The 12308-nt window shown below is 71.2% G+C and carries 11 protein-coding genes; 6 read left to right on the top strand and 5 right to left on the bottom strand.

What is annotated here, in order from left to right:
• The first annotated feature begins 72 nt into the window (after positions 1-72).
• Positions 73-1137 (top strand): lysophospholipase, encoded by a 1065-nt coding sequence (locus WJM96_RS05465; protein WP_424811419.1) that lies wholly within the window; start codon positions 73-75, stop codon positions 1135-1137.
• Positions 1138-1199: 62 nt separating this feature from the next.
• Positions 1200-2180, top strand: coding sequence for a Bug family tripartite tricarboxylate transporter substrate binding protein (locus WJM96_RS05470; RefSeq protein WP_424811420.1), 981 nt, complete (start codon positions 1200-1202; stop codon positions 2178-2180).
• Positions 2181-2226: 46 nt separating this feature from the next.
• Here the strand turns inward: WJM96_RS05470 and hrpB are convergent, their stop codons facing one another.
• Both hrpB and WJM96_RS05480 read right to left on the bottom strand, forming a co-directional pair.
• Positions 2227-4662 carry an ATP-dependent helicase HrpB gene (gene hrpB, locus WJM96_RS05475; RefSeq protein WP_424811421.1) on the bottom strand — a complete coding sequence of 812 codons (2436 nt, stop codon included), beginning with the start codon at positions 4660-4662 and terminating at the stop codon, positions 2227-2229.
• A gap of 27 nt (positions 4663-4689) precedes the next feature.
• Positions 4690-5721 carry a zinc-binding alcohol dehydrogenase family protein gene (locus tag WJM96_RS05480; RefSeq protein WP_424811422.1) on the bottom strand — a complete coding sequence of 344 codons (1032 nt, stop codon included), beginning with the start codon at positions 5719-5721 and terminating at the stop codon, positions 4690-4692.
• 93 nt (positions 5722-5814) lie between these two features.
• On the opposite strand from WJM96_RS05480, the gene WJM96_RS05485 reads away from it, so the two are divergent.
• On the top strand, positions 5815-6804 hold the full coding sequence (locus WJM96_RS05485; protein WP_424811423.1) for an MBL fold metallo-hydrolase: 990 nt from the start codon (positions 5815-5817) through the stop codon (positions 6802-6804).
• 72 nt (positions 6805-6876) lie between these two features.
• Positions 6877-7932 (top strand): ROK family protein, encoded by a 1056-nt coding sequence (locus WJM96_RS05490; RefSeq protein ID WP_424811424.1) that lies wholly within the window; start codon positions 6877-6879, stop codon positions 7930-7932.
• A gap of 60 nt (positions 7933-7992) precedes the next feature.
• On the opposite strand, the gene WJM96_RS05495 is transcribed toward WJM96_RS05490, so the two are convergent.
• Positions 7993-8601 carry a hypothetical protein gene (locus WJM96_RS05495; protein WP_424811425.1) on the bottom strand — a complete coding sequence of 203 codons (609 nt, stop codon included), beginning with the start codon at positions 8599-8601 and terminating at the stop codon, positions 7993-7995.
• A 53-nt stretch (positions 8602-8654) separates the two neighbouring features.
• Positions 8655-9605 (bottom strand): 2-hydroxyacid dehydrogenase, encoded by a 951-nt coding sequence (locus tag WJM96_RS05500; RefSeq protein ID WP_424811426.1) that lies wholly within the window; start codon positions 9603-9605, stop codon positions 8655-8657.
• Positions 9606-9719: 114 nt separating this feature from the next.
• Here WJM96_RS05500 and WJM96_RS05505 point away from each other — a divergent pair, with 114 nt between their 5' ends.
• Both WJM96_RS05505 and WJM96_RS05510 read left to right on the top strand, forming a co-directional pair.
• Entirely contained in the window at positions 9720-10460 is a 741-nt protein-coding gene (locus tag WJM96_RS05505) for a metallophosphoesterase family protein (protein WP_424811427.1), read from the top strand.
• Entirely contained in the window at positions 10457-11839 is a 1383-nt protein-coding gene (locus WJM96_RS05510; protein ID WP_424811428.1) for a serine/threonine protein kinase, read from the top strand. Before WJM96_RS05505 ends, WJM96_RS05510 begins: the two co-directional genes overlap by 4 nt.
• Here the strand turns inward: WJM96_RS05510 and WJM96_RS05515 are convergent.
• Entirely contained in the window at positions 11836-12303 is a 468-nt protein-coding gene (locus tag WJM96_RS05515) for a hypothetical protein (protein ID WP_424811429.1), read from the bottom strand. The genes WJM96_RS05510 and WJM96_RS05515 overlap by 4 nt on opposite strands.
• Positions 12304-12308: the final 5 nt, after the last annotated feature.

Consider the following 12308-nt stretch of genomic DNA (forward strand, 5'->3'; position numbering starts at 1 on the left):
TGCTGGTTGGCCGCCAACATAAACCCTCATGGGTTGATGGACCAGCCGCAGCCGTGCCCATATCCGGGGCGCATGAAGCTCCTCGCCGCCCTCTTCCTGGCCGCGCTCTCGCTCGGCGCCTGTGCGCCCGTCATGATCCCTGCCGGGCCGGTGATCGGCGAAGCCTCCATTGTGCCCTTCGTGCCGCCGCCGCTGCCCTGGACCTACCGCCCCGCCTATGCCTTCGCGCCCTCGCCGCCCGAGGCACAGCCCTCGGGCCCCCGGCCGGAGGAGATGCTGGTGATGCCGGACGGCGCCCGGTTACCGCTGCGCATCTGGCGGCCCGAGGGCGAGCCGCGCTTCCTCGTGGTGGCGCTTCACGGGCTGACGGACCATGGCGGGAATTTCATGGCCGATGGCGGCCCGCTGCTCACCGCCGGCGGGGCCATCGTCTACGCTTACGACCAGCGGGGCTTCGGCTGGAATCCCGCGCGCGGCTACTGGGCGGGCACGGACACGCTGGTGGGCGACGCGCGTGAGGCCATCCGCCTGCTGCGCCGTCGTCACCCCGGCCTGCCGGTCTATGTGCTGGGCGAAAGCATGGGCGCTGCCGTGGCGCTGGTGCTGGACCCGCGCGACGTCTCGGGCGTCATCCTCTCATCCCCCGCCATCTGGGGCGGCCCCTATTTGTCGGACTTCCTGCGCGGGCTGCTCTGGGGCGCCTCGCGCGCGCTGGGGCCGCTGGCCATGCCCGCCGGAGCCGCCGGCATCACCGCGAGCGACAATCCCGAGGCGCTGCGCCGCTTCGCGCGCGACCCGCTGACCCTGCACGAGGTCCGCTTCGACATGGTGAAGGGCATCGTGGATCTGATGGACCAGGCGGTCGCCGCGCTCCCGGCCTGCTGCCGCGAGGTTCCCACGCTGGTCATGATCGGCGGCAGGGACCAGGTAGTGCCCATCCGCTATGCCCGCCGGGCGCTGCATGACGCCGCCGTGCCGCGCGTCGCCTTCTACCCTGAGGGCTGGCACCTGCTGCTGCGCGACCGAAACCGCGAGCAAGTGGCGCGTGACGTCCTGGCCTTCATGGCGAACCCTGCCCAACGCCTGCCGGCGGAAGAGGCAGGGCGGGAATGGCTGGCGGCGACGCCGCCGCCCTGATGTGACCCTGGACGCGTGCCTCCCCCGGGTGGGAGGATGCGTGAAAGAACTGGGGAAACGACATGCAACGACGCCATGCGCTCGCCTGGGGCGCGTCTACGATTCTCGCCGCGCCGGGCCTGTTGCACGCACAGGGCGCGGCCTATCCCGACCGCCCTGTCCGCTTCATCGTGCCCTTCCCAGCGGGCGGCGGCACCGACACCTGGGCGCGCATGGCGGCCGAGCCCATGCAGACCGATCTCGGCCAGCCCATCATCATCGACAATCGCGGCGGCGCAGGAGGCATGGTGGGCACGGAATACGCGGCCAAGGTGCCGCCGGACGGCTACCAGCTCCTCTTCACCATCACGACGCATATCCAGAGCCCGGTGGTGATGGGCCGCTTCCCCTATGACCCCGTGGCCGATTTCGCACCGATCGGGAGGCTCGGCACCACGGCGGTGAACTTCGTGGTGGGGCCGAAGGTGCCGGCTTCGGTCACGACGCTTGCGGAGTTCGCGGCCTGGTCGCGGGGGCGCGAGGTCTCGATCGCCAACTATGCGCCCGGCTCCACCGGCCACGCCTTCGGCCTGATCCTGGCGCGGGAGCTCCAGCTGAATGCCACGCAGGTCGCCTATCGCGGCGAGGCGCCCATGTTGCAGGACATCCTGGCCGGCACGGTGGATGGCGGCTTCCACAGCATGGCCGCGGCCGGCGAGATGGTGCGGGCGCGCCGCGTGAGGCCGCTGGCGGCGAGCGGCGCGCAGCGGTCGCCCTCGCTCCCGGATGTCCCGACGCTCGTGGAGCTCGGCTACTCGCGGCGCTTCATCTTCGACGGCTTCTCGGGGCTCATGGCGCCGGCACGCACGCCGCGCCCCATCATCGAGCGGCTGGCTGCCTCCTTTCGCCAGGCGTCCCAGTCGCCCGCGACGCATGAGCGCCTGCTGCGCATCGATACCGTGCCCGCCTATCTGGGGCCGGAGGATTTCGGCAGCTTCATCGCGACCAAGTTGCGCGAATGGACAGAGATCACGCAGGAGCTCGACCTGCGCGTGGAGAGCTGACCTCCCGCCAGGCCTTGGCTTGGCAGGCGCGCCTCGGGTCGTGAACTCATCCCACCTCGGCGGGGTTCTCCGGCCAGTCGTGCTTGGGGTAGCGGCCGCGCATGTCCTTGCGCGCATCCGCCCAGCCGGTCTTCCAGAAGGAGGCGAGGTCGGCCGTGATGGCGATCGGCCGCCCGGCGGGCGAGAGCAGCGCGACCTGCAGCGGGATGCGCCCCTCGGCGAGGGGCGGCATCGCGCCCATGCCGTAGAGGTGCTGCGCGCGGGCCTCCAGCGTCGGGATCTCGGCACTGTAGTCGATCGCGGCGCTGCGGCCCTGCGGCAGCGCGACGCGCGTGGGCAGCGCGGCATCCAGCCGCCGGCGCAGATCGTGAGGCAGCAGCATCTGCGCAACGTCGAGCGACTTCAGCTCCGAGAGCTTGGTGAGGCCGGAAGCATAGGGCGCCAGCCACTGCTTCGCCGTCGCGGCCAGCGCGGCGTCGGACAGATCCGGCCAGGGCACGCCTTCCAGCGCGTGCATGCGTGCGGCGCGGGCGCGGAGCTGCTTCGCGTGCTCGCTCCAGTCCAGGTCGCGGAAGGCGCGGCCGGCGGCGGCCTCGGCGAGAGCCTCGGCCATGAGGGACGGATCGACGCCGGCAAGCGGCGCCTCCTCCAGCACCAGCGGGCCGAACATGACGCGGCGGCGCGCCTGCACGGCGCCGGCGCGCGCGTCGAAGGAGGCGCCCTCGACGGTGTGGAAGCGCTCCGGAAAGCGGGCCTCCAGCGTGGCGCGGGAGAGCGGAGCGGCCATGCGGATGCGCGCCTCCGTGCCCTTCAGCTCAAGGTCCGCGACCGCCAGCAGCGTCTGCTTCGCCAGCGGATCGGCGACCGAGATGCGGGCGCCCTGGCCCGAGGCCATGCGGAAGGCGCCGTCCATGGTGCCGCGCTTCAGCGCGATGCGGTCGGGGAAGCCAGCGGCCAGCAGCGCGCCCGCATCGCCCTCCGGCAGTTCGTTGCCGTGCACGCCCAGGCGCCGCCGGTGCATGGCGGCGGCCCGGCGGATGGCACGGATCGCGATGCCGTCGCTCTCCGCATGCGCGTGGCCGTGCAGCACGTCGAGCCGCAGCGTGATGTCGGCGGGCGGCTCGCGGCCGCGCAGCGGGTCGCGCTCCTCCAGCAGGGCGGCGAGGTCGGCAGCCAGCGCGGCCTCGCCCTCGTTCTCCACGGCGCACATCATGCGGGCGAGGCGCGGATGCGTGCCCATGCGCGCCATGCGCTTGCCCATCACGGTGATGCGCCCCTGCTCGTCCAGCGCGTCGAGGTTCGTCAGCACGGCGCGCGCGGCCGCGAGCTGCCCCTCGGGCGGCGGGTCGAGGAAGGGGAGGCTGGCCGGGTCCGCGCCCCAGGAGGCGCAGTCGAGCACCAGGCCGGACAGCTCGGCCTCCAGCATCTCCGGGCGATCCTGCAGGGGCAGGCCGCGATGGATGGCCTCGCTCCAGAGGCGGATGGCGACGCCCGGCTCGGTGCGGCCGGCGCGGCCGGCGCGCTGCTCGGCGGCTGCGCGGCTGATGCGCACGGTGACGAGGCGCGTGAGGCCCGTGGCGCCGTCCAGCCGCGGCGTGCGGCGGAAGCCGCCATCCACGACGATGCGCACGCCGGGCACGGTGAGCGAGGTCTCGGCGATGCTGGTGGCCAGCACGATGCGGCGGCGCGCGCCGAGGCTCAGCGCCTTGTCCTGCTCGGTGGGCGAGAGCTCGCCATGGAGCGGCAGCACGTCGGCGTCGACGCCCGCCAGGCGCTCCGCCGTGCGGCGTATCTCGCCCCAGCCGGGCAGGAAGGCCAGCACGTCGCCCGCCTCGCGCGAGATGACGCCGCGGATCGCCGTCGCCATGGCGTCCGGCAGGTCGCGCAGCTCGGTCACGTCGCGCTTCACATGCTCGATGCGGACGGGATGCGCGCGGCCCAGGCTCTCGATCAGCGGCGCATCGAGAAGCTTCGTGAAGAGGCCGCCATCCAGCGTCGCGGACATGGCCAGCAGCCGCAGTTCCGGCCGCAGACCGCGCTGCAGATTGAGGCAGAGGGCGAGGCCGAGATCGGTATCCAGGTGCCGCTCATGCGCCTCGTCGAAGAGCACGCCGGCGACGCCGTCCAGGCCCGGATCGGATTGCAGGCGCCGCACCAACAGGCCTTCGGTGATCACCTCGACGCGCGTGTCCTTCGACACCGCGCGGTCCAGCCGCGTGGCGAGGCCGATGGTGCCGCCTGGCTGCTCGCCCAGCAGCGAGGCCATGCGGCGCGCGGCGGCGCGGGCGGCGACGCGGCGCGGCTCCAGCACCAGCAGCTTGCCGCCCCGTGCCCAGGCCTCGTCCCGCAGGGCGAGCGGCACGAGCGTGGTCTTGCCCGCGCCCGGCGGGGCGACGAGGACAGCATTGCTGCCGGCGCTGAGGGTTTCGCGCAGCGCGGGCAGCGCTTCCTCGACGGGAAGGGAGGGCAGGGGCTCGGTCACGCCCCGGCGGATAGCCTGTCCGCGCCGTCAGTCCCAGCCCTCGGCCACCGCCTTGCCGATCATGGCGCCCTTCTCGACCAGCGCATGGCCCTCCAGCAGGTTGGCCGCGTCGATTTTCCCGAGCTTCCTCGTCGCGGTGTGGTGGATCTTCCCAGCCTCCACCAGGCTTGCCACCTCGTTCAGCAGCATGTGCTGGGCGGCCATGTCAGGCGTCTTGTAGATGGAGCGCGCGAACATGCCCTCCCAATGGAAGCTCGCCGACTTCGACTTCAGCCGGCCGATCTCGATCTCCATGAAGTCGTCGATCGCCACCACCGCGCCCTGGGGGGCGACCAGCTCGCAGATCGCGCGCCAGTGGCGGACGGTCTGCGTCGTGGAGAAGATGTAGGGGAAGGACAGGCGGAGCTCCTTGGCCTGGGCCACGAGGTCCCCCGAATGGTCCAGCACGTGGTGTGCGCCGAGCTTCTCGCACCATGCCCGCGTTTCCGGACGCGAGGCCGTAGCCACGACGGTATGCCCCGTGAGTTGACGCGCCAGCTGGATGGCCATGGAGCCCACGCCGCCCGCGCCGCCGATGACGAGGATCGGCGCGGCGGTGTTGCCCACGCCGCTCACGCCGCTCGGGCTCTTGGAGATGCGGAGGCGGTCGAACATCGCCTCATAGGCCGTGATGGTGGTCAGCGGCAGGGACGCCGCCTCGCCCCAGCCGAGGTTCTTCGGCTTGCGGCCGACGATGCGCTCGTCCACCAGCTGGAACTCGGCATTGCTGCCGGGGCGCGTGATGGTGCCGGCGTAGTAGACCTCCTCGCCATTGCCGAAGATATGCGCGTCCGGCCCGCGCGCGACGATGATGCCGGCCGCGTCGAAGCCCAGCACGCGCGGCTCGCCAGCCGGGTCCGCCCCGGCGCGCTGCTTGGCATCCACCGGGTTCACGGAGACGGCCTTCACCTGGACGAGCAGATCGTGCCCCCGCGGCTCGGAGGGCTCGCGCAGGACAACGTCCAGCAGCGCGTCCTCATGCGTCACCGGGTGGCAATGGTTGTAGGCGACGGCTTTCATGACTGGCTCCCATGGGAAACCCGGACAGAATGGAATGGCTGACAGTTCCGGGCACAAGCCTTAAATGTGAACACCTTGTCATGGGAGAAGATCATGTCCGGGAAATCGCTCGCTTTTGCGCGGCGTGCGGCGCTGTGGGCTGCCGCGGCGACCGTTCCTCTGGCCGGCGCGGTGGCGCAGACGGCCGGCGTACCGGCCCAGCGGGGTCCCAACCCGCCGCGCTTCCACCGGATCAAGGTCGGCGATGTCGAGGTCACGACGCTGCTGGACGGCGGGATGGGCGGTACCAATGAAGGTATCCGCAACTTTTTCCCCGACGCCCGCCCGGAAGAGATCGCGCCGCTGCGCGACCAGGCCTTCGCCATCCCCCAGGGGCTGCATCAGCCGGTCGGCGCCTATGTGATCAACACGGGCCGCAACCTGGCCATGATCGATTGCGGCGGACATTCGAGCTTCATTCCCACCACGGGCGGCACGCTCGAAGCGCTGCGCGCCAGCGGCTACTCGCCCGAGCAGGTGGACACCGTGCTGCTGACCCATATCCATCCCGAGCACGCGCTGGGCCTCAGCTACGACGGCACCACGCGCAACTTCCCCAACGCCGAGATCGTGGTAACGCAGATCGACCACCAGTTCTGGACGGACCCGGCGATGGAAAGCCGCGTGCCGCAGGGCCAGCGCTTCATCGAGGCCGCGCGCCGCGCCATCCGCCCCTATGGCGGGCGCATCCGCACGACCGAGATGCGCGAGGGGCTGGAGGTCATCCCCGGTGTCTTCATGGACCCCGCGCCCGGCCACACGCCCGGCCATGTCAGCTTCCGCCTGACCAGCCAGAACCAGACCATCCTGATCTGGGGCGACATCGCCCACCAGATGCTCATCCAGCTCGCGCGGCCGCGCTGGCGGGTGGGCGTGGACGTGGACAGCGCCATGGGCGTGCAGAGCCGGCTGCGCACGCTCGACATGGTTTCGCAGGAGAAGATCCTGATCGGCGGCGTTCACGTGCCCTGGCCGGGCTTCGGCCGGGTGGTGAAGGACGGCGAGGGATACGTCTACGCCCCGCGGCCCGCGCAGTTCGGGTAGCGGCCCCGCGCGGGGCCAACCGGCAGGCGCGCGCGGCGTTCTTCCCTCACCTAAAGGGGAAAGCTCACCTGCATGTCCGACCAGTCCGTCGCCCCACCCGTCGCCGGGCACGGCGCCGCCACCCTCACCAGCGTCACGATCGACGCCTACAACGCCGAGGCACGCGACAAGGATGGGTTCCTGGGCGACCGGGCCAGCAAGCGCGCCTTCTGGAACATCCTCGACGAATGGCGCGAGCGCCTGCGCGAGCTGGGCGAGGAAGACCCGCTGGGCGAGGCGCCGACCGACGAGATCACCAAACGCCGGCTCGAGAAGATGATGCAGGACGAGCGGCCGGAGGCTGCTGCGCTGGTGCACGGCGTCATCGAGGAATTCGCGCAGGAGCTCGCGGGCGTGGTGCGGCGCTTCCTGCGGCTGAAGGGCTGGAAGGACACGCAGCGCATCGTCGCCGGGGGCGGCATGAGCGGCAGCCGCATCGGCCATCTCGCCATCGGCCGCGCCTCGCTGCTGCTGAAGGCCGAGGGGCTGGGCGTCGAGATCCTGCCCATCACCCATGAGCCGGACGAGGCCGCGCTGATCGGCGCGGCCCATCTGGCGCCGAGCTGGATCTTCGCGGGGCATGACAGCCTGCTGGCGGTGGATATCGGCGGCACCAACATCCGCGTGGGGCTGGTTGAGCTCAATCTGAAGAAGAAGAAGGACCTCTCGCAGGCCAAGGTAGCCGGGCTCGAGGTGTGGTGCCACGCCGAGGACAAGCCGAGCCGCGAGGAGGCTGTGGAGCGCATGGCGCGAATGCTGGAAGCCATGGTGAAGCAGGCGAAGATGGAAAAGCGTGCGCTGGCCCCCTTCATCGGCATCGGCTGTCCGGGCATCATCGAGGAGGACGGCTCCATCGCGCGCGGCGGGCAGAACCTCCCGGGCAATTGGGAAAGCAGCCGCTTCAATCTCCCGCGCGAGCTGATGGAGCGCATGCCCGAGATCGGCGGCCATGCAACCGCGATCCTCATGCACAATGATGCCGTGCTGCAAGGGCTGAGCGAGATTCCCAACATGCAGGATGTGAAGCGCTGGGGCGTGCTGACGATTGGCACCGGGCTCGGGAACGCGCGCTTCACGAACCGGGGATGATACCGGCACCGCCGGGACGCGTCCTGGCGGTGCCGGTATCTGAAAAGGCGGCAGTGGCCGTCAGATCACCGGTGCGACGCCGTCCTTGCTGACGGTGATGCGGTTGGCCGAAAGCCGCCCGTCCTCGGCGCGCAGCGCATTGAGGAAGACGGTCGCATTCGGCACGAGATCGGCGCGCGAGGCGGGCACGGGCATCAGCAGCGGCGTCTCGGCCGGCACGTGGACCGGCACGCTCCGCCCCATGATGCTGAGCGTGACGTCGCGGCCCGTGCCCTGCTCCATAATGGCGGCGACGGGCCCGTCATTCATCGAGGTGCCGGGCCGCAGGTCCCAGTCGAACTGCCGTTCGGTGATGCGGACGCCCGGCGGCAGCACGGTGATGGCCACGGCCTGCAGCCCACCATTCGGCCCCGGCTCCGCCACGACGCCGAGCGAGGTGCCCTGCGCGATCTCCGTCAGCGCCACGCGCCGCAGGGAGACGATGGTGGCGTTCTCCACCAGCCGGATGAGCACGCGGTCGCCCTCGCGCGTCGTGACGGCGAGCATGTCGCCCTCCAGCGCCGTGATGGTGCCGCGAACGCGGATATTGGCGGGCTGCGCCATGGCACCGGTGGCGGCGAAGGCCAGCAGGCCGAGGGGAAGCGTGGCGCGTCGGGTCAGCGGGATCATGGACGAGGTCTCCTGGAATTTTCCGTTCACTTGGGGACGCGTCGCCGCCTCCGCTAGGCCGGCATGGCGACCGGCGTCTTGAGCGGCTCGCCAGCGAAATGGGCGTCGAGATTGGCGATGAGCAGGTTGGCCGTCGCCATCATCGCCTCCGGCGAGCGCCCGGCGATATGCGGCGTGATGACGAGGTTGGGGGCTTCCAGCAGGGAGGCCGGGACCTCGGGCTCGCCATCCACCACGTCCAATGCCGCGCCGGCGATGGTGCCGCCCTTCAGCGCAGCCGCCAGAGCCTCGCTGTCCACGATGCTGCCGCGGCCGATGTTCACGAGGTAGCCGCCGCGCCCCAGGGCGTGCAGCACGGAGGCATCCACCAGGTGGCGCGTGCCCGCGCCGCCGGGGGCCGCGATCACCAGGAAATCGGCCCATTCGGCCAGCTCCGTGACGGAGGGCATGTAGGCATAGGGGATTTCCGGCCGCGGCGCGCGGTTGTGATAGGCGATCTCCATGTCGAAGCCGCGGTTCGCGCGCTCGGCGATCTGCCGCCCTATATTGCCAAGGCCGAGGATGCCGAGCTTCTTGCCGAAGACGATGGGACGCGGCTCGCGCGAGGCCATCCAGGCGCCCCGCCGCACGGCGCCATCCGCCTGCGGGATGCGCCGGACCGTCGAGAGCAGCAGCGCCAAGGTGTGGTCGGCCACCGAGATATCGTTGGTGCTGGGCCCGTGCGTCACCGGAATGCCGCGCGCGCGGGCGGCCCGCAGGTCCACGTTCTCGTGCCCCGCCGCCATGCAGGTGATGATGGAGAGATTGGGCAGCGCGTCCATCTCGGCGGCGGTCAGCCCGGTCGCGCCATTGGTCAGCACGGCGCGGACCTCGTCCTTCATCCGGGCGATGGCCTCGGCCCGGGCCTCCGGCCCCACGGCCAGGTGAGGCGCGTATCCGGCCGCGGCGATGCGCTCCAGGCGCTCGGGATCGATGGGCATGAGGACGAGCAGCGGAATCGGCATCGGGGATCCAGGGCGTGGGAGTGGAACGATTCTGGCCTCGCACCCCCCGGCTGTCGACCCGGGGCTGCCGTCCCGCGCCGTCCTGGCGCATGATCGGGGCTTCTGGAGGTAGGAATGCGGATCGCGCTGCTGTCGGACATCCATGGGAATCTGGAGGCGCTGGACGCCTGCCTCGCGCATGCAGCCGCCCAGGGGGCGGAGCGCTACGTCATCCTCGGGGACCTGGTGGGCTATGGCGCGGACCCCAGCGCGGTGGTGACGCGGGTGCAGCGGCTGGCCATAGAAGGCGCCGTGGTCCTGCGCGGCAATCACGACGAGGCGGCCGTCATCGGGCCGCACAACTTCTCGCGCCTCGCCGCCATCGCCATCCGGTGGACCTCCACGCGGCTCGACGAGGACGAACTCGGCTGGCTCGGCCAGCTTCCCTTCACGCATGAGGAGGAGGACCGGCTCTACACCCATTCCGAGGGCTCGGACCCCCAGGCCTGGAAATACGTGCTGGATGCTGGGGACGCCCGGGTGAGCCTGGAGGCGACGGAGGCGCGCCTCACCTTCTGCGGGCATACCCACCGTCCCGCGCTCTTCGGCCTGACCGCGACCGAGAAGCTGGTGGCGCACCGGCCAACGCCGGGCGTGATGCTGCCGCTGCTGCAGCCGCGCCGCTGGCTCGCCGTCATGGGCGCGGTCGGACAGCCGCGCGATGGCAATCCGGCGGCCTGCTACGGGATGCTCGACACCGCCTCCAGCGAGCTGGCCTGGATGCGCGTGCCCTACGACATCGGCGCCGCCGCGGCCAAGATCCGCGCGGCCGGCCTGCCCGAGATGCTGGCCGAACGGCTCTTCACCGGCGAATGAAGCAGGGCGAGGTCATCGGCGGCTTCACCTTGGGCCCGGTGGTGCACCGGGGCGGCATGGCCGTGCTGCGCGAGGTCACGCACCCCGACATCCCCGGCCCGCTGCTGATGAAATCGCCCCTGCTGGCGGAGGGTGAGGACCCGGCGGCCATCGTGAGCTTCGAGATGGAGCAGATGATCCTGCCCCGCCTCTCCGGCCCGCATGTACCCAGGTGCCACGGCTTCGGCCACGAGCCGACGCCCTGGCTGGTGATGGAGCGGATCGACGGCGGCTCCCTCCTGCCGCTGCTCAAGCGCCTGCCGCGCGCGCCCGAGGAGGTGGCGGCCATCGCCGCCTCGGCCGCCGACGCATTGGACAGCCTGCACCGGCAGGGTGTGGTGCATCTCGACGTTAAGCCCTCGAACATCCTGCGCCGGGGCGGCGAGGGGGCGGTCGTGATGATCGATTTCGGCCTCTCGCGCGCCGCGCTTCTGCCGGACCTCATGGAGGAGGAGTTCCGCCTCCCCTATGGCACGGCGCCCTACATGGCGCCGGAGCAGGTGATGGGCGTGCGCGGCGACCCGGCCTCGGACCTCTTCGCGCTGGGCGTGCTGATGTACTTCTTCGTCACGGGCCGCCGGCCCTTCGGCGACCCCCAGCGCCTGGTGGAGCTCAAGCGCCGCCTCTGGTGGGACCCGCCGCCGCCCCGCGCAATCGAGCCCGACTGCCCGCCCTGGCTGCAAGAGGTGATCCTGCGATGCCTGGAGCCCGATCCCGGCAAGCGCCCGCCAAGTGCCGCGCAGCTGGCCTTCGAGCTTCGGAACCCCGGCACCATCCAGCTGACAAGGCGCGCCGAGAAGCTGAAGCGGGACAAGTGGACCGCGCGCCTCCAGCGCCGCTTCAACCCCGACTTCCAGCCGCAACTGCGGCGCAAGGCGGCGGCGCTGCCGCAGCGCGACGCGCCCATCGTGGTGATCGCCATCGACCTGGAGGACGGCAATCCGCGCATGGCGGGCGCACTGCGCGACACGCTGGCGCGCCTTCTGTCCATGCGGCCCGACGCGCGCGTGGCCTGCGTGAACGTGCTGCGGACGAACGTGCTGCGCCCGGACACCACGCTGGATGCCGAGGGCCGCAACAAGCACGTGCAGCGCCTGATGGAACTGCGCCACTGGTCCGCGCCGCTCGGCCTGCCCGAGCACCGGCTGACGCATCACGTGCTGGAGGCGGTGAGCGCGGGCGGCGCCATCCTGGACTACGCTCGGCAGAACCTCGTGGACCACATCATCCTGGGCGCCAAGGCGGGCGGCCTGACGCAGCGCGTGCTCGGCAGCGTGCCGGCCGAGGTGGCGCGCGACGCGCCATGCTCGGTGACGCTCGTCAGGCTGCGGGAATTCTAGAAGTAGATGTCCACGTAGTCCGTCAGCCCCGCGCAGGCTTCCATCTCCTGCATGCGCCAGTAGCGGCGGTTGCCGGTGATGCGGAAATGCAGCGTGCCGTCGCGCACGCATTCGGCGCGGTCCGGCGGCGCCTGGCGGATGACGACGCGGCCCTGGAAGGTGAAGCCGGTCTGGTCGATATGCGTGACGGCACCGTCAATCTCGAGCCGCCCAGGCCCGCCGCGCTCCTGCTGCGAGCCGCGGAGGCGGAGCAGTTCTCCCGTCTCCTCCATGCGGAGCTGGCCGCGATAGTCCCAGGAGATCCATTGCAGCGAGAGGCCGCTATTGTGGCGGAGCCGCTGCAGCGCCCTGGCATCCGCTACCTCCGTCCGCGTCACGGGGCCGGACTTGTCCTGCGCGAGCGCGGTTCCGAAGGGAAGCGAAAGGCCCAGGGCCAGAAGCGCGGCGGCATGGATCGGTGTCACGGAGG

Source organism: Roseococcus sp. YIM B11640 (assembly GCF_049727625.1).
Classification (GTDB): domain Bacteria; phylum Pseudomonadota; class Alphaproteobacteria; order Acetobacterales; family Acetobacteraceae; genus Roseococcus.

Coding starts and splice junctions, on each gene's coding strand:
- WJM96_RS05480 (WP_424811422.1), bottom strand. CDS start 5,721: ATGAAAGCCGTCGCCTACAACCATTGCCACCCGGTGACGCATGAGGAC.
- WJM96_RS05505 (WP_424811427.1), top strand. CDS start 9,720: ATGCGGATCGCGCTGCTGTCGGACATCCATGGGAATCTGGAGGCGCTG.
- WJM96_RS05465 (WP_424811419.1), top strand. CDS start 73: ATGAAGCTCCTCGCCGCCCTCTTCCTGGCCGCGCTCTCGCTCGGCGCC.
- WJM96_RS05510 (WP_424811428.1), top strand. CDS start 10,457: ATGAAGCAGGGCGAGGTCATCGGCGGCTTCACCTTGGGCCCGGTGGTG.
- WJM96_RS05470 (WP_424811420.1), top strand. CDS start 1,200: ATGCAACGACGCCATGCGCTCGCCTGGGGCGCGTCTACGATTCTCGCC.
- WJM96_RS05490 (WP_424811424.1), top strand. CDS start 6,877: ATGTCCGACCAGTCCGTCGCCCCACCCGTCGCCGGGCACGGCGCCGCC.
- WJM96_RS05495 (WP_424811425.1), bottom strand. CDS start 8,601: ATGATCCCGCTGACCCGACGCGCCACGCTTCCCCTCGGCCTGCTGGCC.
- WJM96_RS05485 (WP_424811423.1), top strand. CDS start 5,815: ATGTCCGGGAAATCGCTCGCTTTTGCGCGGCGTGCGGCGCTGTGGGCT.
- WJM96_RS05500 (WP_424811426.1), bottom strand. CDS start 9,605: ATGCCGATTCCGCTGCTCGTCCTCATGCCCATCGATCCCGAGCGCCTG.